The following is a 22,246-nucleotide window of genomic DNA, read 5'->3' as shown; positions in this document are numbered from 1 at the left end:
AACAGCTCGGATTTATCGGTCTTTTCGTGAACGGGATTTTAGGGAAAGATTCATTTCCCTTAATATTTCTAAGCAGAATTTTTTCTTTAATTTCTTTGTGCCAATTCCGTCTGAAGTTTGGTCATGCTTTTGGCGAGTTTTTCCATGAACGCCTGTCGGTTTTCCTCCCAATACAAAGCCTCCCCGACAAATGCGTCGACAATAAAAGGCACCAAAATAATTTCGCCTTTCGGCAGCGCTTTGCCAAGACCGTGAAAAAATATCGGAACAACCGGTGTTTCCGGGCATTGGCTGATCAGGTGCGCGATGCCGTTTTTGAGTTTGCCTAGCATTTCGGGCTCGCCGCGGCTGCCTTCGGGAAACAGGATCAGAATGTCGCCGCGCCGCAGGGCTTCGACGAGCGGCTTCAATAACTGACTGGTTTTGTTTGAAGCATGGCGTTCGAGCGGAATGATGCCGATTGCATTTAAAGTAATCCATTTCAACAACCGATTTCTCAGAAAATAGTCGGCTGCGGCGACCGGGCGGATCTTGTTTGCCAAGTGCAAAGGAAACAGCGACATCAGCGCCAGCGTATCGAGGTGGCTGTTGTGGTTCGCAACGAGGATTGCGGGGCCTTGCGCCGGCAATAAATGCCGGTTTCTGGCGTTGATGCCGAGCACGATCAACACCAGCGGCTTGACGATTATAAGATGAAACAAGAGCCGCAGCATGTCAATAGTGCAGATAATAGGCGAAATGAAAGAACAGCGGCGCGGTATAGGTTAGGCTATCCATGCGGTCGAGGATACCGCCGTGGCCGGGCAGGATGCTGCCTGAGTCTTTGACGCCGATGTCGCGTTTCAGGGCCGAAATAGTCACGTCGCCGACAAATCCCGCGATGCCGATCAGCAAGCCGGCAACTACGCCTTCGCCGTATGTCAATGGCGTCAGACAGGGGGCCAGAGCGATTGCTAGCACGGTGGTCGTCAATACGCCGCCCAGGAAGCCGGCTACGGTTTTATTTGGGCTGACCTTGGGTGAAATTTTCCGGCGTCCGAAACTTTTCCCCCAAATGTATTGCGCAATGTCGTTGATTTCGGTCAGAAACACTAGATAAAGCAAAAGCCCTGCCACGCCCCCCACCGGGTTTTTGTTTGGCGGTAACACCAGCATGAATGCCATGTGGCTCAAAGTGAACACGGTGATCATTAAGCCCCAGTGAAGCGTGCCGATTGCTTTCAAAAAGCCCTGGGTTTCTCCGACCAGAATCATCCGCATCGGCAGCAGTAAAAACATATAGACCGGAATGAAGATGATGAACATGCCGTACCAGCCCAGCCATACCCAGTAAAACTGAATCGGAATCGCGAGATAAGCCCAAAACAGCACGCGGTGATCCGCGCGCCGGGTCGGGATCAGCGACAGATATTCCTTGAAGGCCAGAAAGCTGATGAAGCCGAACAGCACAACCGAAATGGTGCGGTTGACCAGCACCGCCAGTGCAAAAATGCCGACGATGAGCCACCAGGTTCTGACGCGCTGACGCAGTTCTTGATAGTTTCGTTCTGGGCGGGTTTTTGCCAGTATGATCGAAATCAGGCTGCCCAATGCGAGCAGAATGCCGATGCTTAGAAAAGCGATTTGAATGCTGAAGGGTAGGGGCGGCCAGTTCATTAGGCAATTTCTTTCAGTGCCTGCCGGGCACGGTTAATGATGGTGAAGAGGGTCAGCGCAAGCATCAGGGCAATAACGCCGTTCAACCAGGTGTCGGGTTTTATGTCGAACCCCAGCGCCAGGCCGGCCGCGCCAAAGACGAAGGCACGGTCGCTTTTGCCCATCGGCCCGTCATAGCGCCGTGAGGCGCCGATTTGCAACGCAATCACGCCGGTCATTTCGCTGAGGATCGCCGTAATGACTAGCAGCACGACAAGCCAGCCGTACACGCCGGGCAACAACGCGAATGGCAGATACAGAACCGTATCCGAGATCACATCGCCAAGTTCGTTTAAAATCGCGCCCAGCGGCGATTTCATGCCATGTTCACGCGCCAGCATGCCGTCGATCGCATTCAGCGCCATCCGTAAAAACAATACCAGCGGCAACGATAAAAAAACCGCGGCATGCGCATCGGCAAACATTTGCAGCAACCCGGTAGTGGACGACAAAATCAGTGCCGCGATCGTGACCTGATTTGCGGTGACGCCGAGCCGCGCCAACTTGGTCACCAGCGGCCGCAGCAGATTTTGAAAAGCCGGTTTGACGGCATAAATACTGGGCATGGCATTGTCCTTGGTAGAGTCATGGATGTAATTCTCGCATTATAACGCCGGTAGACGTTTCTGACAGCCGTGCGACAGAAAGCGCCGGCGCAACGGTGAGACCTCTCTTAAAGATAGTTCAAGCCACCTATTTGGAAAAATTGTTAATGACCAACCCCCGTTATTTTTAGTAAAATGACACGATTTCAATTTTTATAACGGGATGCGTTCGTACGGATTCATCCCGTTTTGCGCATTTAGAGGTGACGTGTTTGACTAGGCCCGCTTTATTGGTTTTGGAGGATGGAACAGTATTTCATGGGGTGTCGATCGGCGTCGACGGCTGTTCGGTAGGCGAAGTCGTGTTCAATACCGCGATGACCGGTTATCAGGAAATCCTGAGCGACCCGTCCTATGCCAAACAAATCGTGACGTTGACCTATCCGCACATCGGCAATACCGGTTGCAACGGCGAAGACGACGAGTCTGCGCGCGTGTTTGCGAGCGGTCTGGTGATTCGGGATTTGCCGGCCTTGGCGAGCAATTTTCGTTCCGAACAGACGCTGCCGCAATATCTCGAGGCCAATCAGGTCGTTGCGATCGCGGATATCGACACGCGCAAACTGACCCGCCTGCTCCGCGATAGGGGCGCGCAGCGCGGAGCGATCATTGCCGGCGAAACGGTCGATGCCGAAACCGCGAAAGCCGCGATCGACGGTTTCCCTGGCTTGAAAGGCATGGATTTGGCGAAAGTCGTGTCGGTTGCCGAGACTTACGAATGGACCGAAAACACTTGGCAACTCGGCAAGGGCCACACCCTGGCCGAAAATCCGGCCAAGCATGTGGTCGCCTATGACTTCGGCATCAAGCGCAACATTCTGCGCCTGCTCGCGAATCGCGGCTGCCGGGTCACGGTTGTACCGGCCGAAACGCCTGCAGAAACAGTGCTGGCGATGAAGCCGGATGGCGTGTTCCTTTCGAACGGCCCCGGAGACCCGGAGCCTTGCACCTACGCTATCGAAGCGATCCGTAAAATTCTCGCGACCCAAACGCCGGTGTTCGGCATTTGCCTGGGCCATCAGTTGTTGGCCTTGGCGAGCGGAGCGAAAACCGAAAAAATGAAGTTCGGCCATCATGGCGCGAATCATCCGGTGCAGGAAACCGCGACCGGGCGGGTGATGATCAGCAGCCAGAACCACGGTTTCTCGGTTGATAAGGACAGTCTGCCCGCCAACGTGAAGCCGACCTTCTATTCGCTGTTCGACGGCAGCCTGCAGGGCATTGCGCGCACCGATTGTCCCGCGTTCAGCTTTCAGGGTCATCCCGAAGCGAGTCCGGGGCCGCACGATGTCGAGTCGTTGTTCGACGCCTTCATCGAATTAATGAATAAATGATTTTGCGGTTCAAGATACAAGGCGCAAGTTTCGAGGAGTCTGTTCTTTTAAGACGGTGCCTTTTACCCTGGACCCTATACCTATATTGAGACCATGCCAAAAAGAACCGACATCAAATCGATTTTATTACTCGGCGCGGGCCCGATCGTGATCGGCCAGGCCTGCGAGTTTGATTATTCCGGCACGCAGGCCTGCAAGGCGTTGCGCGAGGAAGGCTACCGGGTGATCCTGGTCAACTCGAATCCGGCCACGATCATGACCGATCCGGACATGGCCGATGCGATCTATATCGAGCCGATCGACTGGCAAACGGTCGAGAAAATCATCGAAAAGGAACGTCCGGACGCCATTTTGCCGACGATGGGCGGACAAACCGCATTGAATTGTGCGCTCGCTTTGGATGCGAACGGCGTGCTCGAGAAATACGGCGTCGAGATGATCGGCGCAAGCAAGGAAGCGATCAATAAAGCCGAAGACCGCGAACTGTTCAATCAGGCAATGCGCAAGATCGGCTTCGAAGTCGCCAAATCGAAAACCGCGCATTCGCTCGAAGAAGCGCTCGCCGCGCAGCAGGAAGTCGGCTATCCGACCATCATCCGGCCGTCGTTCACGATGGGCGGCAGCGGCGGCGGCATTGCCTATAATCGCGAGGAATTTATCGAAATCTGCGAGCGCGGACTCGATCTGTCGCCGACCAACGAGCTGTTGATCGAAGAGTCGGTGCTCGGCTGGAAAGAATTCGAAATGGAAGTCGTGCGCGATTCGAAGGATAACTGCATCATCGTCTGCTCGATCGAAAATTTCGACCCGATGGGTGTGCATACCGGCGATTCGATCACGGTCGCGCCCGCGCAAACCCTGACTGACAAGGAATATCAGATTCTGCGGAATGTCGCGGTGGCGGTATTGCGCGAAATCGGCGTCGATACCGGCGGCTCGAACGTGCAGGTCGCGATCAACCCCGAAAACGGACGGCTGATCGTGATCGAGATGAATCCGCGCGTGTCGCGTTCGTCTGCCTTGGCCTCGAAAGCGACCGGCTTTCCGATCGCGAAGGTCGCCGCGAAACTTGCGGTCGGCTATACGCTCGACGAACTGAAGAACGAAATCACCGGCGGCAAGACTCCGGCTTCGTTCGAGCCGACGATCGATTATGTGGTCACCAAGGTGCCGCGCTTTACGTTTGAAAAATTTCCGCAGGCCGATGACCGCCTGACCACGCAGATGAAATCGGTCGGCGAGGTGATGGCGATCGGCCGCACCTTCCAGGAGTCGCTGCAAAAAGCCTTGCGCGGACTCGAAATCGGCATCAGCGGACTCGATGAAATCATCGACATGCAGGAAGTCGACGCGCACGAAAACATGCAGCGCGAATTGCGCCATCCGGGGCCGCATCGCCTGCGCTATGTCGCAGACGCGTTCCGGAACGGCATGTCTTTCGAAGATGTACACGAGGCCAGCAAGATCGACCCATGGTTTCTGGCGCAGGTCGAGGACTTGATCACCACCGAAAAATCGCTGGCGACCAAGACTTTGGCGACATTGAAGGAAGGTGAGCTGTTCAGGCTGAAACGCAAAGGCTTTTCGGACCAGCGCCTGGCGAAACTGCTCGGCGCGACCGAATCGGAAGTGCGCAACGTCCGCCACAAGCTCGGCGTGCGCCCGGTCTTCAAGCGCATCGATTCGTGCGCGGCCGAGTTTTCGTCCGACACCGCCTATCTGTATTCGACCTATGAGGAAGAATGCGAGGCGCGCGTTTCGGACCGCGAAAAGATTATCATCCTCGGCGGCGGACCGAACCGGATCGGACAGGGCATCGAATTCGACTACTGCTGCGTACATGCGGCGATGGCGCTGCGCGAAGACGGTTACGAGACGATCATGGTCAACTGTAACCCGGAAACCGTTTCGACCGATTTCGACACCTCTGACCGGCTGTATTTCGAGCCGTTGACGCTCGAAGACGTGCTCGAGATCGTGCATATCGAAAAGCCGAAGGGCGTGATCGTGCAATATGGCGGCCAGACCCCGCTAAAACTCGCGCGTGCGTTGGAAGCGGCCGGCGTGCCGATCATCGGTACCTCGCCCGATTCGATCGACTTGGCCGAAGACCGCGAACGCTTCCAGAAGCTGCTCGAAAGACTGGACCTGAAGCAGCCGCCGAATGCGACCGCGCGTTCGGTCGAGCAAGCGCTGAATGCGGCGAAGGATCTGGGTTATCCGCTGGTCGTGCGGCCTTCTTATGTATTGGGCGGCCGGGCGATGGAGATCGTGTTCAACGAAGAGGGCCTGCAGCGCTACATGAAAGAGGCGGTCAGCGTCTCGAACGATTCGCCGGTCCTGCTCGACCGTTTCCTCGACGACGCGGTAGAGATGGACGTCGATGCGATTTACGACGGCGAGAACGTGCTGATCGGCGGCCTGATGGAGCACATCGAGCAGGCCGGCATTCATTCGGGCGATTCGGCGTGTTCCTTGCCGCCTTATGAGTTGCCTGTGGAGTTGCAGGACCGCCTGCGCGTGCAAGTGCGCGCGATGGCCGAGGCGCTCGGCGTCCGGGGTCTGATGAATACGCAGTTCGCGATCCAGGGCAACGATATTTACGTGCTGGAAGTGAATCCGCGTGCCTCGCGCACCGCGCCGTTCGTGTCGAAAGCGACAGGCTACCCGCTGGCCAAAATCGCCGCGCGCTGCATGGTCGGCAAATCGCTGGCCGAGCAGGGCGTAACCGAGGAACGCATCCCGGACTATTTCTCGGTCAAGGAAGCGGTGTTCCCGTTCGTCAAGTTCCCCGGCGTCGATCCGCTGTTGGGGCCGGAAATGAAATCGACCGGAGAAGTGATGGGGATCGGCAAGACCTTCGGCGAGGCGTTCGCGAAGTCGCAACGCGCGACCGGCGTCAAGCTGAATCACAGCGGTAAGGTATTGATCAGCATCCGCGATGCGGACAAGTCGAAATTGCCTGAGATCGCGCGCATGCTGACCGAAAAGAAATATGAAATCGTCGCGACCGGCGGCACCGCCAAGGTGTTGCAGGAGGCGGGAATTGCCTGCGAGGTGGTGTATAAAGTGAATCAGGGGCGTCCGAATACGGTCGATATGATCAAAAACGGACAAATTCAGATGATCATCAACACCACCGAGGGCAAGAAGGCGATCGCCGATTCGTTCACGATGCGCCGCGAAGCGTTGCAGCACCGGGTCAATTACTACACGACGATGGCCGGCGCGAAAGCGGCCTGTTATGCTTTAGGTGAGCTGGATGCGGGCAGTGTGAACTGCTTGCAGGATTTGCATAAAAGTATCGCGGATTTGTAGGCTTGTAGTATGGATAAGCGTAGCGCATACGGCCTACGGTTTTTTTGCAGGATTGCCCAAGTTAAGTTTTGAATTCCCAAAAAGGAATGTAAATAAAAGATTGGAGTTGTAAATTAAATGACTACGAAAGTACCTCTTACCGTGAAAGGAGCGGAAAAGCTGCGCGCGGAACTGGAAGAATTGAAAACGGTGACCCGCCCGCGCATCATTCAGGCGATCGCGACCGCGCGCGCCCACGGTGATTTAAAGGAAAACGCCGAATACCACGCGGCGCGCGAGCAGCAAAGCTTTTCGGAAGGTCGCATCATGGAAATCGAGGCGAAATTGTCGAACGCGCAAATTATCGACGTGACCAAACTCGATCCGAACGGCAAGGTCGTGTTCGGCGCGACCGTCGAGATCGAGGATGTGGATTCGGGAAGGACGGTTGTTTACCAGATCGTCGGCGAAGACGAAGCGAATATTAAGGAAGGCCGCATTTCCATCGGTTCGCCGATTGCCAGAGCTTTGATCGGCAAGGAAACCGGCGATGTCGTTACGGTTAAGACGCCGAGCGGCAATGTCGAATACGAAATTATTTCGGTCGAGTATATCTAAGATAGGATACAGGGTTCAAGGCGCCTGGATCTTCCCGCGTTTGCCTTGAACCGTGTGTTTTTACCGGCGGTTATTAAAGGCCTTTTTTGGTTTTGGCTTCTTGACCGGAGCCTCTTTTTTAATCCTTTTTTCAGGATTTGCTCTGTATAACACCGCGATTTGCCCGATCATCTGAATCATTTCTGCGCCGGTCGACGCGATGATTTCGTCACCGATCGTTTGGCGTTCTTCCCTTTCGGCGCGTATTCTGACTTTAAGCAACTCGTGGCAGTCGAGCGCGATTTCGATTTCCGCCAATACCGCAGGCGTCAGACCTGCCTGGCCGATCATGATGACCGGTTTGTGGCTGTGCGCCTCGGCCCGGAGTCGTTTCTTATCCGTTGAGTCCACTCAATTTTCCTAAACAAAAAAGCCTATTCTACACCAAAAAAATTTGCCATGGCCCGAACAAAAAGCAGCAGTCGCTGGATGCAGGAACATTTTGATGATGAATACGTCAAAATGGCGCAAAAGCTTGGTTATCGCTCGCGCGCAGTTTTCAAGCTGAAGGAGATACAAGAAAAAGACCATATCCTGAAGCCGGGGATGCGCATCGTCGATCTGGGGGCCGCGCCGGGCGGTTGGTCGCAATATGCCAAGCAACTGCTCGGCAACCAGTGTCGGATCATTGCGCTGGATATTCTGGACATTGAACCGATCGACGGTGTCGAATTCATTCAGGGCGATTTTCGCGAACAAGCCGTATTCGATCAGTTGATGGCGGCGCTTGAAGATAAGCGTGTCGATCTGGTATTGTCGGACATGGCGCCGAACATGAGCGGCAGCAAGGGCGTCGATCAGCCGCGCTCGTTGTATCTGGGCGAGTTGGCGTTGGAAATGGCAGAGGCTGTGCTCGCAAAAGACGGTACGTTTTTGGTCAAGCTGTTTCAGGGTGAAGGCTTTGAAGCTTATTGCAAACAGGCGCAGAAGTTATTCGCCAAGGTGATGATCAGAAAGCCGAAAGCCTCGCGGTCCCGCAGCAACGAAGTCTATTTGCTGGCACGGGGCTTTAAATAACTGCAAATGTCCCCATGTCTTTAACAAATGTCCAATAACAGAGTCGAAATGGATGTTTCGGTCTACTAATAGCTGAAATATCGGCAGGCAATGCCCCGGTCTACTGATATAATGATGCCTAATTTTATTACGAGAGCCATTTCGGCCCAGGTCGTGTAAATTGAACGAGATGTTGAAAAATATTATTTTATGGGTGGTCATCGCCGTGGTGTTGATGTCCATTTTTAACAATTTCGGTCCGCAGATGGAAGGTACGGATTCGACGTTGTCTTACTCGCAATTCATCGATGCGGTCAAATCCGGCCAAGTCAGTCAGGTGATGATTGATGATCAGGTCGTCAAAGGCAAGATGCAGACGGGTCAGATATTCAGAACCTATGCGCCGAACGACCCGCATATGGTCGATGACTTATTGGCCAACGGTGTCGATATCAAGGCCACGCCCCCGGAGCAGCCTTCAATGCTGATGCAATTGCTGGTGTCGTTTGGACCGATGCTGCTGTTGATTGCGGTGTGGGTCTTTTTCATGCGGCAGATGCAGGGTGGCGGCGGCGCGCGTGGCGCAATGAGCTTCGGCAAAAGCAAGGCGCGCATGCTCGAGGAGGATCAGATCAAAGTGACATTCGCCGATGTCGCAGGCTGCGATGAAGCGAAGGAAGAAGTGGTCGAGATGGTCGATTTTCTGAAAGATCCCGCCAAGTATCAGCGCTTGGGAGGGAAAATCCCGCGCGGCGCTTTGATGATAGGTCCTCCGGGTACCGGTAAAACTTTGTTGGCCCGGGCGATTGCAGGCGAAGCCAAAGTGCCGTTTTTCACGATTTCCGGCTCGGATTTCGTCGAAATGTTCGTCGGGGTAGGCGCCTCGCGGGTGCGGGATATGTTCGAAACGGCTAAAAAGCATGCGCCTTGCATCATTTTTATCGACGAGATCGACGCGGTCGGTCGTCAGCGCGGCGCTGGACTCGGCGGCGGTAATGACGAGCGCGAGCAAACCCTGAACCAACTGTTGGTCGAAATGGACGGTTTTGAAGGCAACGAAGGCATTATCGTGATCGCGGCGACCAACCGGCCCGATGTGCTCGATAAGGCTTTGTTGCGCCCGGGCCGTTTCGACCGGCAAATCACGGTCGGTCTGCCGGATGTCAGAGGTAGAGAGCAAATTCTGAAGGTGCATCTAAAAAAAGTACCGACCGATACCGATGTCGAGGTCAAATACATTGCACAGGGCACGCCCGGTTTTTCCGGCGCCGATCTGGCGAATCTGATCAACGAGGCGGCATTGTTCGCGGCACGCTTGAACAAGCGTTTGGTCAATATGTCCGATCTGGAAAAAGCCAAGGACAAGCTGATCATGGGCGCGGAACGGCGCTCGATGGTGATGAACGACAAGGAAAAGAAGATGACCGCGTACCACGAGGCCGGTCATGCGATCGTCGGCCGGCTCGTGCCCGAGCATGATCCGGTCTATAAGGTCAGCATCATGCCGCGCGGGCGGGCCTTGGGCGTCACGATGTTCCTGCCCGAGCGCGATCAGTACAGCGCCAGCAAGCAAAAACTGGACAGCATGATTTCGAGTCTGTACGGCGGCCGTATCGCCGAGGAAATGATCTTCGGCTGGGAACAGGTCAGCACCGGCGCCTCGAACGATATTGAGCGCGCGACCGAACTGGCCCGGAACATGGTCACCAAGTGGGGTCTGTCGCAACGCCTCGGGCCTCTTGCGTACAGCGAGGAAGAGGGCGAGGTCTTTTTGGGGCGCTCGGTTACTCAACACAAGACGGTTGCCGAAGAAACCTCGCATACGATCGATGAAGAGATTCGTTCGATTATCGATCGAAACTACGAACGCGCGGAAAACATATTGAAGCAAAACATCGATATTCTGCATGCGATGGCCGATGCGTTGATCAAATACGAAACGATCGACAAATATCAGATAGACGACTTAATGGCGCGGCAACCCGTCAGGACGCCACAGGGTTGGGATGATTCGACCCCTTCTTCATTTCCTTCGACCGGCGATGCGAATTCGAAAGACGACAAACTCGGATCTTTAGGCGAAGCCGCCAAACAAAATTAGGCGTCGCTGAACAAGTCATTTATATGATGAACAAGGAGAGGCTGCCTGCCCGTAGTCTCTCCTTTTTTTTGTGTACAAATCGGAAATCGGCAGGATTTTATATGGCAAGCGCTTCGTTTTTGCCGATCCTGAATCATTTCCACGAAGGATGTTAGAGCATGGCAAAGAAATATTTTGGAACCGATGGGATTCGTGGCAAGGTCGGCGACTATCCGATTACGCCGGATTTTTTTCTGAAATTGGGCTGGGCAGCCGGAAAGGTGTTTGCGAGCGAAGGTTCCGGCTTCGTGTTGGTCGGTAAGGATACGCGCATCTCCGGCTATATGTTCGAATCGGCGATCGAATCTGGCCTGACCGCCGCCGGCGTCGGCACCCGCCTGTTGGGGCCGATGCCGACGCCGGGCATCGCCTATTTAACCCGCACGTTGCGGGCCAAGGCCGGCATCGTAATCAGCGCCTCGCACAATCCTTATTATGACAATGGCGTGAAGTTCTTTTCGGTGCAGGGCATCAAGCTACCCGATGAAGTCGAAGAGCAGATCGAATACTATCTGGATTCGCCAATGACCACGGTCGACTCCTCGAGTCTCGGCAAGGCCAAGCGCCAGGTCGATGCGGCCGGACGTTATATCGAATTTTGCAAGGCCAGCGTGCCGCCCAGACTCGATTTCAAAGGTCTCAAAATCGTGATCGACTGCGCGCACGGCGCGACCTATCATATTGCGCCGCATGTACTCCGCGAAGTCGGGGCAGAAGTGTCCGTGCTCGGCGGCGAACCGAACGGACTGAATATCAACGAGAAATGCGGTGCGACGCATCCGGACAAGCTTGCTCAAGCCGTTCTGGAGCAGCGGGCCGACTTGGGGATTGCGCTCGACGGCGATGGCGACCGGCTGATCATGGTCGATCATCAGGGCGAAATCGTCGATGGCGATGAGTTGGTTTACATCATCGCCAAATCCCGTCTGCAGGAAGGACTGCTTTACGGGCCGGTGGTCGGCACGTTGATGACCAATCTGGGTATGGAAATCGGTTTGAAGCGCCTTGGGGTCAAATTATTGCGCGCGAATGTGGGCGACCGCTATGTGATGGAAATGCTGGTCGAGCACGAGGGACTTCTCGGTGGCGAAGGCTCCGGTCACATCATCTGTTTGGATCGAACGACGACCGGCGATGGCATCATCTCTGCACTGCAGGTGCTGGCCGAGATGCACAACAGCGGCAAATCATTGCAAGAGCTGAAGGCCGGCATGCAAAAATTTCCGCAGGTGCTGGTCAATGTCAGAACCGACAAAAGGATCAATCCCGATCAGAGCGAGCCGATCCAAAAAGCGGTCAAAGCGGTAGAGCAAAAACTCGGCAACGAAGGCAGGGTGTTGCTTCGGGCTTCGGGGACCGAGCCGTTGATTCGGGTGATGGTCGAAGGCCGTTATGAAGATACGGTCAACGAATATGCAAACGAACTCGCCGACGCAGTCAGGAATTCATTGCAGGCTTGAAACCAAGCGCAATTTATATTAGAATGCTCGATTTAGTTCTTTGAGGGGAAAATGATGCGTCGGTCTCTGGTTGTTGGCAATTGGAAAATGAATGGCACACTCGCCAGCGCAAATTCGCTCGTGCAAGGCATCCTTGCGGGTCTCGGAAATACCGAGGGCGATATTGCGGTTTGTGTTCCTTACGTTCAAATTCCGGCTGTCAGCGAACACGTCAAAGGCACTCATCTTGCTCTCGGCTCGCAAAATATCGCGGATAAGGCTTCCGGCGCTTACACCGGTGAAATCTCCGCGGCAATGCTGGCTGAATTCGGTTGCAAATATGCGATCGTCGGCCATTCCGAAAGACGCAGCTATTATGGCGATACCAACGAATCGGTCGCCGCGCGTTTCGTTCAAGCGCAAACCCAAAACATCATTCCAATTTTATGTGTCGGTGAAACGTTGGAGCAACGCGAGCAAAACGAAACCTTCGCGGTAATCGACGTACAGCTCGATGCGGTGATAAAAGCCGCCGGCATCGAAGCTTTCCGGGCTGCGGTGATCGCTTACGAACCGGTCTGGGCTATCGGCACCGGTAAGACCGCGACCGACGATCAGGCGCAGGAAGTACACGCTTATATCCGCAATTATTTTGCGAAGCAAAATCAGGACATCGCAGCTAAATTGCAAATCTTGTACGGCGGCAGTTGCAAGCCGGACAACGCCAAAGGCTTATTTGCGATGCCTGATATCGACGGCGGCCTGATTGGCGGCGCGTCCCTGGATGCCGATTCCTTCCTGAAGATTTATCACTCGATTTAAGAATTTTAGACTTTCTATGTATCAGGCTATTATAATAATTCACGTCTTGCTGGGCTTAGGCATCATCGGCTTGGTGCTGATGCAGCAAGGCAAAGGCGCCGATGCTGGGGCCGCATTCGGCACCGGCGCATCCGGTTCGGTTTTCGGTGCGCAAGGCGCGGCCTCGTTTCTGTCCAGAACCACCGCGATCCTTGCTACTTTGTTTTTTGCGACCAGTTTGGGCCTTGCGGTATTCAACGGACATCGCGGCGGCGTAACCGACATCATGAGCGGCGCGGCTGGCGAGAAAGAAAGTCTGGAATTGCCGAGTGTTGAAGGCGCAAAAATCGATACTACGGTTCCTACTGCGCCTCAGCCGTCAACTGACGCGGCTCCGGTAACTCCAGCGCCAGTGGTAGCCGACAAACCCGCGGAGGCTGTGGCTCCTGTTGCAGAACCGGCGCCGAAAAAGGAAGCCGCTAAAAAGTAGCACGTCCTGTTCAAAAAATTTGCCGATGTGGTGAAATTGGTAGACACGCCATCTTGAGGGGGTGGTGACGCAAGTCGTGTCGGTTCAAATCCGACCATCGGCACCAAATCACAGACTCAGACAGTCTCAAACAGTCTCAAAACCCGCGAGTCGCAAGGCTTTGCGGGTTTTTTATTGTCTCAAACTTTCCCTGCCTGTATCATGCAATACCATCAAACTTGCTGGTATTTTTGTTGGTACTGTGTTTTTCCGTGCAGCAGATACCATCATCAGCAATAACGCGTACCATCAAACCATGTTGGAGGTCATATGTTGAGCGACATTCAAGCGAGACGCGCGAAACCAAAAGATAAGCCTTACAAGTTAGCCGATGAAAACGGGCTTTATCTCTACATTACGCCGCAGGGCGGGAAATTATGGCGTTTCAACTATCGAAACGGAGGCAAGCAGAAGACTTTGTCATTCGGCGCATATCCATACGTTGGGTTATCGGATGCGCGGGAAAAATTGGCCGAATCTCGTAAGTTACTGGCGGCGGGTAGCGATCCCTCCGCACAGCGTAAAGCGCTTAAGGCCGCAAATGCCGAGCGCGCAGCGAACAGTTTTGAAGTGATTGCCCGTGAATGGCATCACATACACATGTCCGACAAGACCGAGGACCATGCCAAGCGAACATTGGTACGACTCGATAAGGACGTTTTTCCCTGGCTGGGTGGTCGCCCATTGGTGGAGATCGAAGCGCCGGAAATCTTAACCGTTTTGCGCCGTATCGAGGCCCGTGGTGCAAATGAGCTTGCGCATACAGCCAAACGGACCATTGGCCAGATATTCAGGTTTGCTATTGCAACGGGCAGAGCAACAAGAAATCCGGTCCCCGATTTGCAAGGCGCATTAAAGCCCGTATTGGTTACGCATTATTCAGCGATTACCGACCCCGGCAAGATCGGGGAATTGTTGCGTGCTGTTTACGGATACACAGGCAATCTTGAAACCCGATGCGCGTTTAAACTCTCGTTTTTCGTTATGTTGCGCCCTGGCGAAGTCCGAAAGGCGGAATGGTGCGATATAAACCTCGACCGCAAGGAGTGGCGCATACCCGGCCATAAAATGAAGATGCGTGACGAACACATTGTCCCGCTATCAAGTCAAGCTATCGAGATTTTGGAAGAAATCAGACCATTAACCGGCAGCGGACGTTATGTTTTTCCCAGTGTTCGGAGCGCTGAGCGGCCAATGAGCGAAAATACGATCACCGGCGCATTGAGACGGCTAGGCTATGGCGGTGATGAAATGACCGCGCACGGCTTCCGATCGATGGCGAGCACTCGACTTAATGAGTCTCATCTATTCCATCCAGACGCGATAGAACGGCAGCTTGCCCATGGCGAACGTGACAGTGTTCGGGCCGCCTATAACCGGGCGCAATACCTACCCGAACGAGTCAAAATGCTGCAATGGTGGGCTGATTACTTGGACAGTTTGCGGTTAGGCGCGGAAATTATTCCAATCAAAAAAACCGCATAATACTGAACAACTACGCCTAGCCCGACGGGGCGAAAGCCGGACATCTTCAACCGGCTGGCGTGGTTCCTACTTTGAAGGCAGGCGCTTTGAAGGAGCGTAAATGGAACATAAAGAATTAGCCAAGCAAATGATCATGGACTGTGCTGAACAATGGCCCGAAGATGACATTGTGACGATAATTCGGTTCTTTGCCGCACTTGTAAAAGTAGGGCAGAGTCCACCGTTAAAAATGTTGTCTGTACTTGCTAATCGTTTTACAGCTTATTTAGATGCTAATGGTGAGAAGACATTAGATGAATGCTTTGGGCTTAAGGCCAAACAAGGGAAACATTTTCTAAAGCAGCGTGATGAACAGGAAGCTACTGATTATGTTATGGCTTTGGCTTGGCAGCTTATTAAGGAAAATCCCGGGATTAGCGTTAATCTTGCCATTTCTGAGATTTTCAGTAAATACCATATTGATGAAGATATATTCAAGTCAGTGGAAAGTATCGAGTCTCGGTATTCCCGAATAAAGTACGGGCTATTTTTAGACATTTGCCATGAGCATTGCCCTGATTTCCTATTCGTGCTGCTGTGGCGATCTGAATGCTTCTTATCTAATAACTCATTGAAAACAAAAGGTTGATTCAATAAGTCTTATTGAATCAATGCGAAGAAGAAAAATATTACCATAATATCGAAGCCATACCGCACCAATCCCGGAGCGGCGCAACCCTTATCAGGAAAGCAAATGGCTACACCTATCCTTACCCAACCTACTCGAAACATTGTAGCGGCGGCAATCGTGCCAGACGTTAAACCGCTTTTACGCCGACCCGCAATCGAACAAGTAACCGGCGATAGTAGATCGACGATTTATCGCAAGATAGAGCGGGGGCTTTTCCCCAAGCCTGTTTGTACAGGGCGTGACAAAAACGGGGATGCAATACAAGTGGGCTGGCCAGCTAACGAAGTCGCGGCGATAAACGCGGCGCGTATCGCTGGCAAATCAGAAGATGAAATCAGGAAGCTTGTTACCGAACTCGAAGCGGCGCGGATTGCCTGCACGAAGGGTTGATTTTATGACCCCAAACGCACGAAAACCGCCAGAGCGGGGGGGGGGGCGGCGCTGGCGGTTTTCCAAGATATTCAGAGCAACGCCATTTTACCCTGTCCGCTGTTGAAGTCCAATTCCTTGAAGCGGCGCACGCAGCCGGCATCAAACTGACCGGCGAAATTAAAGCCGATGGCGTTCTGCACCGCTCACGCATTGATGGACACAAGCCCGGATCGAAGAACGGCGCTTACATCTTGCACCTGGACTGCCATCCGGCAGGCTGGGCGCTGGACTACACAACCGGCCATTCTTTCACCTGGCGAGCCGACGGCCAGCGGGCTAAGTTGTCGCCAGCAGATCGGGCCGTTATCGAGGCCGAGCAGAAACGCCGAGAGATCGAACGCCGAGAAACGCATCGGGCCGCCGCCGACAAAGCCCGGTTTATCTGGGCGAGGTCGAAGCCGATCACCGACCCAAGCCAACACCCTTACTTGGTAAACAAACTCATCCGACCACATGGAGCGCGGATCAGCGTTTACCGGAGCCATGAATCGCTGGTTATCCCGATTATGGGGGAATCCGGTTTAACTTCTCTGCAATTCATCGAAGCCGACGGATCAAAGCGCTTCCTTCCTGGCGGCGAAATCAAAGGTGGATTTTTCGGGATCGGCATGTCTGGCGTTACGCTGGCCGAGCCTTGCCGGATATTGATAGCCGAAGGTTTCGCCACCGGCGCAAGTCTGCACGAATGGTTCAAACAGCCTTGCATTGTTGCCTTCAATGCGGGCAATCTGGAACCAGTCGCCAAACGGATCAGGGTGCTTTACCTGAACCACGAAATCATTATTTGCGGCGACAACGATGAAAGCGGCACCGGCCAGAAAGCGGCGCGGGCGGCGGCGCTGGCCGTGGGCGGGCGTTATCTGTTGCCGCCAATCGTGGGAACTGACTTTAATGATGCAATCAATACCTGGAAGGACGCGGCGAGCATGGAGGTAGCTTAATGACTGGATCACTAGAAAAGTTCTCTGGTTCCCCCAAAAACCAAAATTTCAATACTTCGCCATTCGAGCCTTTACCGAATCATGGTGAGTCGAAACCGAAAGAATCGCGCAATCACTTGGATATTGAAAAATCCAAGGGAACCGAGGGAACCGGGGGAACCACCAGCAACGGCGCGGCTTTCAGCGGTTCCCCAAAAAAAACACAGAGGGAACCCGGGGAACCGCCATTGATTTAAACGATGCAGCCAACCCGCTGCATGATAGCGGCGAAGACCTGGAAAAGATCGATATTGAAAACTTGAAAATGCCGTGTTTTTTGGTCAAGGATGATTGGTTTAGCATGGGCGGCAGTAAGTGCAAGCCGGGAGTCTGGCATTGCAGGATGACGGAAGGCACCGAAAAGAAACCACCGGCTTTTATCCCGGCGCGAATTTGTTCTCCCCTTTACATCGATGGACTGACCAACACCGAGGACGGGCAGTTATTCGGGCGTTTGCTGAGGTTCCGTGATTCTTTAGGGCGCTGGCGCATGTGGGCTATGCCAATGGAGCTATTGCGCGGATCGTGCGAAGAATTGCGCGGCGAATTGTTGGCGTCTGGCGTCGAGATCGAGCAGCGCAACCGGGCGCAGCTTGCCGATTATCTGCAATGGGAAACACCCAAAAAGGTTATCACGGCGGCCACCAAAACCGGGTGGACTCAAAACGGCGGCGCGTTCGTGCTAAAGGATCGTGTTATCGGCGCTGACAATGTGTATTTTCAAAGCGAAAGCCCATTATCCGAAGGCGCGGCGCGTACCGGCGGCAATTATCACGAATGGCGGAAAATGGCCGGATTCTGCGAAGGCAACCCGGTTTTGATGGTTTCGCTTTGCGTTCCGCTGGCCGCGCCATTGCTGGCGAAAGTCGGGCGCGATTCCGGCGGCGTGCATTGGGTAGGGGATTCATCCATAGGTAAAACCACGGCGCTTTGTGTCGGCGCTTCCATATGGGGCGGCGAAGACTTCAAGCGCACATGGCGAGCGACCGGCAACGGCTTGGAGGGCGTAGCGGCGCAATTATCAGACACCTGTTTATGCCTGGACGAAATTAACGAGGCCGACCCGAAAGAAATCGGCGCGATTGTTTACAGTCTGGGCAATGGCGTAGGCAAAACGAGAGCAAGCCGGATCGGCGCGGCGCGGCGCGTTCACCGCTGGCGCTTAACTCTGCTATCGACTGGCGAGCGATCCATCAGCGCCATGATGCAGGAAGGCGGAAAACAAGCCAAGGCCGGGCAATTGGTGCGATTGCTGAATATTCCGGCGGCGCGACAATTTGGCATATTCGACACCCTGCACGACTTCGAGGACGGGCGGCAAATGGCCGACTATTTCAAAGCCGAATCCGCCAAGCATTTCGGGCACGCGGGCGTTAAGTTTGTCGAGCATATCATCAATCAAGGCAATGCAGACTTCGGCGCGATCCTGGCGCAAATCGAAACACTGTTCGAGCACACCGATAGCCAAGCGGCGCGGGCCGCTTCCCGGTTCGCCCTGTATGCGATGGCGGGCGAGCTGGCAATCGAGGCCGGAATATTGCCGTTGGAACAAGGCGCGGCGCTGGACGCCTGCAAAACGATGTTTACGCAATGGTTGACGCTACACGGATCGGGAGCGACTGAGGACATACAAATCCTGCAAGGGATCAATGATTACATTCTAAAATTTGGCGATACTCAGTTTACTGATAAGGGAGGCGACCACCCGCCGAAAACCGAGCGGGCCGGATGGTATACGGACGGGCCGGGCGGGCGGGTTTATCTGTTCACACCGGCGGCGCTAAGGGAGGCGGGCGGCAATTATGACTTTACACGTGTATTAAGCTCATTGGATGGCGCGGGCTGGATTGTCGAGCGCGACCAAGGCAAACGGTCAAAAAAAACCCCGATCCACGGCGAAAAGAAAAACCTGTATTGGGTTAAACCCGATGAGGGCGGCGGCCATGCTTGAAGGATTGCTTTTGACACTGACTAAGCCGGTTCCCCCGGTTCCCCCGGTAAAAATTCAGAGGGAACCGCTGGAGGGCGCGGATTTACTGGAAGTTCCCCAGGTTCCCCCGGTTCCCCCAGAAAAAACGAAAACCAACGCAGAAAACACAAAACCAGCCGAGCCAAAAACAAACCCCGCCATCACCTGCAAGACCTGTATTCACTTCGAGAGCCATCACGCCCACGGCGGCGGATCAGGCGAATGTAGGGCTGGAGTGATGCCGTTCGGCGCGTGCTGGTGGGCCGATGACTCGCACCAATGCGACAAATACTTATCGAGCGCCAACAGCGAAGCCGCCCTCAATGCCGAAGGTCGATACTTCAAATTTCTGATAACCCGGCCGGACGGCACGCAGTTCTATTCGTGCTCGATGCCGAGGCAGACCATTACCGAAGTACGAGAGCAATATTCGGACGCAGCAACAATCGAGCCGGCTACCGGGGAGGATTACAGCAATGAGGAATGATCTTGAGCAAAAACACGATGATGAGCTTTGGGCCATGTGGGGTAATTACATCACTGCCGCCGGACGGATCAAGAAAGAGATCGACCGGAGGCAACGGATAACCACATATAAACTCAGAGTTTACAATGTCGAAAAACGCAACCAGACCCCACCTAAAGAGGCTTGAAAATGGCAAATGAATATCCCGTCGAGATCGATGGAACCACGGGTGAGGTTGAACCCTTACCCCCGCAGAAAGGCCAGCGTTACCGCTGCAAGCTGGACACCCTGCAAGACGTGCGCCGCGAAATGGCGAAGGTTTATCGTGAGGCCCGGTCGGAGCTGATCGACCCGGCCACCGCCAGCAAACTCGTTTGGGTATTGCAGGCGGTCGGGAAGGTGATCGAGGGGAGCGACCTTGAGAAACGCATCGAAGCACTGGAGTCCAAGCAATGAGCATAAAAACGAGACTTGAAAGACTGGAAAAACTGGAACAGCGGCAGCAGACCAGCACTCCCCGGAGGTTGGAACTGATCGGCGTCTTGAATGGCGAGACAAAGGAACAAGCTGTCGATCGGTGGAAAGCTGAAAACCCCGGCGCACCGACGCCGGATAGCATTATCTTTTTGGTGCCGTTTGGATATGAGGAGGCGAAGCCGCATGCCCCTTAAATCGAGACTAAACAAATTGGATTCAGCAGCAAAGGCAATATCGATGTTTGGCGGTTTCCTGATCTCCAAACAACGCACCAACGATGACAGATAGACGGTCTGGGCAACTTCGTTTTGATTCAATTACATATATAGGACTAGTTCAATTACTATATTTGGCAATCATTGCGGATGGCTAAAGAAATTCGTAAATGACCGTTAAGCGATGAAGGCATGATGGTATTATTGTTGGTATTTCAATTTAGTTATATAAAAACTGCATATAAATCAGTATTATATAAAATAATTCGAGTCCGACCATCCACCAATTGAAGGTTTGAAGAAAACCAAAGAAGTACAAAAACCCGCGAGCCGCAAGGCTTTGCGGGTTTTTTATTGTCCAAAGAAGTGCAACCAAATACAGCTACATTCGACAAAAAATGCAGTAACATTTACAGTAACACCTGGCGGCCTCGCAAAAGTTACTGCATTTTTTAAAGGAGTTACTGTAAATGACCGAAAAGTTACTGCAAGCCCCCGTCCGATCCAGCCAATTACCGCATTTCATAAAGCGGTGTTACAGCCCCTTTTAAAGCAGAGTTACTGTAATTTTTGAACGGAGTTACTGCAAAATGGCGAAAGAGTTACTGAAACCCACGACCGTGAGCAATGCTAAACCCGGCGACAAAGGCAAACGCCTAAATGACGGCAATGGGCTGCATTTACTGGTCAAGCCGACCGGCGCGAAATGGTGGCGTCTGGATTACTCTATCGACGGCAAACGCAAAACTTTATCACTGGGTGTTTATCCGGCTACCGGACTGGCCGACGCCCGCCGCAAGGCCGAAGATGCCCGGGCCAAAGTCGCTAATGGCATCGATCCCAGCGAAACCCGCAAGGAGGCCAAAGCTGTTAAACAGGTCCAGGCCGAGAATCAAAAGCGCCTTGATGCCGGCCTGCCGATCCTGAACAGTTTCGAGCATGTGACCCGCGATTGGCTGGCTTCAGTCGAGCATACCGTCAATACAGTGACCCATCAAAAGAAAATCCGAAATTTTGAAATCTACGTTTTCCCAGCAATCGGCCGCATGGCGCTCAATGAAGTCAAATCGCCGCACGTTTACGACATCATCATACCGCTGATCGAAACCGGAAAGCTGGAAACCGTCCACCGCATTCGCAGCGAAATCAGCGTGGCTTTTGCCTACGCGATCGCGCACGGTTTTACCGACTACGACCCGGCGCAAGCGGTCGCCAAACAGATCCCGGCAACGAAGGTAAAGCACCGGGCAGCGTTGACCGATCCGAAGGAGGTCGGGCAATTGATGCGTTGTATTGATGCCTATCAAGGAACCTTTGTGGTGCAGTGCGCCTTGAAAATATCGCCGCTGCTATTTCAACGTCCCGGAGAAATCCGGCAAATGGAGTGGAAAGACGTAGACCTGACCGCGCATGAGTGACGACCATTCATCACAAAAACCAGCGCCTTGCTCTTGTCCCGCTATCTGCGCAAGCGATCGCTATTTTAGAGGCCGTCAAGCTCGTGACAGGAGCCGGCCGCTATGTATTCCCATCGAGTCGAAGCGATCACCGCCCCATGTCGGAAAATACGATTAGAACGGCCTTACTGACGATGGGCTATGATAGCGATACGATGACGGCGCACGGCTTCCGGGGCATGCGTCAACCCTTCTAAATGAGCAAGGCTGGAGTCCGGATGTGATCGAGCGGCAATTGTGCCACATGCCAAGGGATCAGGTCAGAGCGGCTTACAATCGGGCGCAATACCTGGATGAGCGGCGGCGCATGATGCAGGCTTGGGCGGATTATTTGGATGGATTGAAGAAGGGGGCGGATGTGATTCCTTTTAAACAAATAGGCTAATATAATCATCTGAACCGGATAGCCCGACGGGGCGATAAGCGGGAGTCGTTACCCCGTTTCCGGTTGACCTTTCGTAACGATGGCACTTTAACGGAGTGTTATAAGTGCTTAGCAGAAAGTAAATTGGTATTGAGAGCCAAAACCAGCGCCGATTTCATCGATAGCCTCCTCAAGTTCGGTAGGTGTAAACGATTGGAATGGCAGCCACTCGTATTTC

24 protein-coding genes and 1 tRNA gene are annotated in these 22,246 nt (G+C 53.7%); 21 read left to right on the top strand and 4 right to left on the bottom strand.

Annotated elements, in window-relative coordinates; genetic code table 11:
• Positions 1-86: 86 nt before the first annotated feature.
• The 3 genes from U2W12_RS05510 to U2W12_RS05500 are packed head-to-tail and all read right to left on the bottom strand — an operon-like array spanning position 87 to position 2,261.
• The gene (locus U2W12_RS05510) at positions 87-713 is read right to left on the bottom strand and encodes a lysophospholipid acyltransferase family protein (protein ID WP_326499666.1); all 627 of its coding nucleotides are present in this window, start codon (positions 711-713) and stop codon (positions 87-89) included.
• Between the two features lies 1 nt (position 714).
• A complete protein-coding gene (locus tag U2W12_RS05505) occupies positions 715-1,656 on the bottom strand; it encodes a phosphatidate cytidylyltransferase (RefSeq protein WP_326499665.1) in 942 nt (313 codons plus the stop codon).
• Positions 1,656-2,261 (bottom strand): CDP-alcohol phosphatidyltransferase family protein, encoded by a 606-nt coding sequence (locus U2W12_RS05500; RefSeq protein ID WP_326499664.1) that lies wholly within the window; start codon positions 2,259-2,261, stop codon positions 1,656-1,658. The genes U2W12_RS05505 and U2W12_RS05500 overlap by 1 nt, the downstream gene beginning before the upstream one ends.
• Positions 2,262-2,512: 251 nt before the next feature.
• Here U2W12_RS05500 and carA point away from each other — a divergent pair, with 251 nt between their 5' ends.
• The 3 genes from carA (at position 2,513) to greA (ending at position 7,549) form a co-directional block, all read left to right on the top strand.
• Entirely contained in the window at positions 2,513-3,634 is a 1,122-nt protein-coding gene (carA, locus tag U2W12_RS05495; protein WP_326499663.1) for a glutamine-hydrolyzing carbamoyl-phosphate synthase small subunit, read from the top strand.
• 93 nt (positions 3,635-3,727) lie between these two features.
• Entirely contained in the window at positions 3,728-6,952 is a 3,225-nt protein-coding gene (carB, locus tag U2W12_RS05490; protein WP_326499662.1) for a carbamoyl-phosphate synthase large subunit, read from the top strand.
• A 117-nt stretch (positions 6,953-7,069) separates the two neighbouring features.
• Positions 7,070-7,549, top strand: a complete 480-nt coding sequence (greA, locus tag U2W12_RS05485) for a transcription elongation factor GreA (RefSeq protein WP_326499661.1) — start codon at positions 7,070-7,072, stop codon at positions 7,547-7,549.
• Between the two features lie 60 nt (positions 7,550-7,609).
• Here greA and U2W12_RS05480 read toward each other — a convergent pair whose 3' ends face one another.
• Positions 7,610-7,939, bottom strand: coding sequence for a YhbY family RNA-binding protein (locus U2W12_RS05480; RefSeq protein WP_326499660.1), 330 nt, complete (start codon positions 7,937-7,939; stop codon positions 7,610-7,612).
• A gap of 48 nt (positions 7,940-7,987) precedes the next feature.
• Between U2W12_RS05480 and rlmE the strand changes: the two genes are divergently transcribed.
• The 18 genes from rlmE to U2W12_RS05390 all read left to right on the top strand — a co-directional run bounded on the left by rlmE (position 7,988) and on the right by U2W12_RS05390 (position 22,029).
• Positions 7,988-8,605 (top strand): 23S rRNA (uridine(2552)-2'-O)-methyltransferase RlmE, encoded by a 618-nt coding sequence (gene rlmE / locus U2W12_RS05475; RefSeq protein WP_326499659.1) that lies wholly within the window; start codon positions 7,988-7,990, stop codon positions 8,603-8,605.
• Between the two features lie 169 nt (positions 8,606-8,774).
• Positions 8,775-10,685: an ATP-dependent zinc metalloprotease FtsH gene (gene ftsH / locus U2W12_RS05470; protein ID WP_326499658.1), complete on the top strand. Its 1,911-nt coding sequence runs from the start codon at positions 8,775-8,777 to the stop codon at positions 10,683-10,685.
• A gap of 158 nt (positions 10,686-10,843) precedes the next feature.
• A complete protein-coding gene (glmM, locus tag U2W12_RS05465) occupies positions 10,844-12,184 on the top strand; it encodes a phosphoglucosamine mutase (RefSeq protein WP_326499657.1) in 1,341 nt (446 codons plus the stop codon).
• 54 nt (positions 12,185-12,238) lie between these two features.
• Positions 12,239-12,985, top strand: a complete 747-nt coding sequence (tpiA, locus tag U2W12_RS05460) for a triose-phosphate isomerase (protein ID WP_326499701.1) — start codon at positions 12,239-12,241, stop codon at positions 12,983-12,985.
• Positions 12,986-13,001: 16 nt separating this feature from the next.
• Entirely contained in the window at positions 13,002-13,454 is a 453-nt protein-coding gene (secG, locus tag U2W12_RS05455; protein WP_326499656.1) for a preprotein translocase subunit SecG, read from the top strand.
• Between the two features lie 21 nt (positions 13,455-13,475).
• Positions 13,476-13,560, top strand: a tRNA-Leu gene (locus tag U2W12_RS05450).
• Positions 13,561-13,763: 203 nt separating this feature from the next.
• Entirely contained in the window at positions 13,764-14,978 is a 1,215-nt protein-coding gene (locus U2W12_RS05445) for an integrase arm-type DNA-binding domain-containing protein (protein ID WP_326499655.1), read from the top strand.
• Between the two features lie 100 nt (positions 14,979-15,078).
• A complete protein-coding gene (locus U2W12_RS05440; protein ID WP_326499654.1) occupies positions 15,079-15,606 on the top strand; it encodes a hypothetical protein in 528 nt (175 codons plus the stop codon).
• 105 nt (positions 15,607-15,711) lie between these two features.
• On the top strand, positions 15,712-16,038 hold the full coding sequence (locus U2W12_RS05435) for an AlpA family phage regulatory protein (protein WP_326499653.1): 327 nt from the start codon (positions 15,712-15,714) through the stop codon (positions 16,036-16,038).
• A 233-nt stretch (positions 16,039-16,271) separates the two neighbouring features.
• On the top strand, positions 16,272-17,021 hold the full coding sequence (locus U2W12_RS05430) for a toprim domain-containing protein (protein ID WP_326499652.1): 750 nt from the start codon (positions 16,272-16,274) through the stop codon (positions 17,019-17,021).
• Entirely contained in the window at positions 17,021-17,257 is a 237-nt protein-coding gene (locus tag U2W12_RS05425; protein ID WP_326499651.1) for a hypothetical protein, read from the top strand. Before U2W12_RS05430 ends, U2W12_RS05425 begins: the two co-directional genes overlap by 1 nt.
• Positions 17,258-17,325: 68 nt before the next feature.
• Positions 17,326-19,011 (top strand): DUF927 domain-containing protein, encoded by a 1,686-nt coding sequence (locus tag U2W12_RS05420; protein ID WP_326499650.1) that lies wholly within the window; start codon positions 17,326-17,328, stop codon positions 19,009-19,011.
• Positions 19,004-19,516: a hypothetical protein gene (locus tag U2W12_RS05415; protein WP_326499649.1), complete on the top strand. Its 513-nt coding sequence runs from the start codon at positions 19,004-19,006 to the stop codon at positions 19,514-19,516. The genes U2W12_RS05420 and U2W12_RS05415 overlap by 8 nt, the downstream gene beginning before the upstream one ends.
• The gene (locus U2W12_RS05410) at positions 19,506-19,682 is read left to right on the top strand and encodes a hypothetical protein (RefSeq protein ID WP_326499648.1); all 177 of its coding nucleotides are present in this window, start codon (positions 19,506-19,508) and stop codon (positions 19,680-19,682) included. The genes U2W12_RS05415 and U2W12_RS05410 overlap by 11 nt, the downstream gene beginning before the upstream one ends.
• 2 nt (positions 19,683-19,684) lie before the next feature.
• Positions 19,685-19,951: a hypothetical protein gene (locus tag U2W12_RS05405; RefSeq protein ID WP_326499647.1), complete on the top strand. Its 267-nt coding sequence runs from the start codon at positions 19,685-19,687 to the stop codon at positions 19,949-19,951.
• Positions 19,948-20,166, top strand: a complete 219-nt coding sequence (locus U2W12_RS05400) for a hypothetical protein (protein WP_326499646.1) — start codon at positions 19,948-19,950, stop codon at positions 20,164-20,166. The genes U2W12_RS05405 and U2W12_RS05400 overlap by 4 nt, the downstream gene beginning before the upstream one ends.
• A gap of 611 nt (positions 20,167-20,777) precedes the next feature.
• The gene (locus U2W12_RS05395; protein ID WP_326499645.1) at positions 20,778-21,605 is read left to right on the top strand and encodes an integrase arm-type DNA-binding domain-containing protein; all 828 of its coding nucleotides are present in this window, start codon (positions 20,778-20,780) and stop codon (positions 21,603-21,605) included.
• Positions 21,606-21,864: 259 nt separating this feature from the next.
• Positions 21,865-22,029, top strand: coding sequence for a hypothetical protein (locus U2W12_RS05390; RefSeq protein ID WP_326499644.1), 165 nt, complete (start codon positions 21,865-21,867; stop codon positions 22,027-22,029).
• The last annotated feature ends 217 nt before the right edge of the window (positions 22,030-22,246 follow it).

The organism is Methylomicrobium sp. Wu6 (assembly GCF_035916875.1).
GTDB lineage: Bacteria > Pseudomonadota > Gammaproteobacteria > Methylococcales > Methylomonadaceae > Methylomicrobium.
The sequence above is the reverse complement of the archived record's forward strand: the minus strand, read 5'-3'. Positions and strand labels throughout refer to the sequence as shown.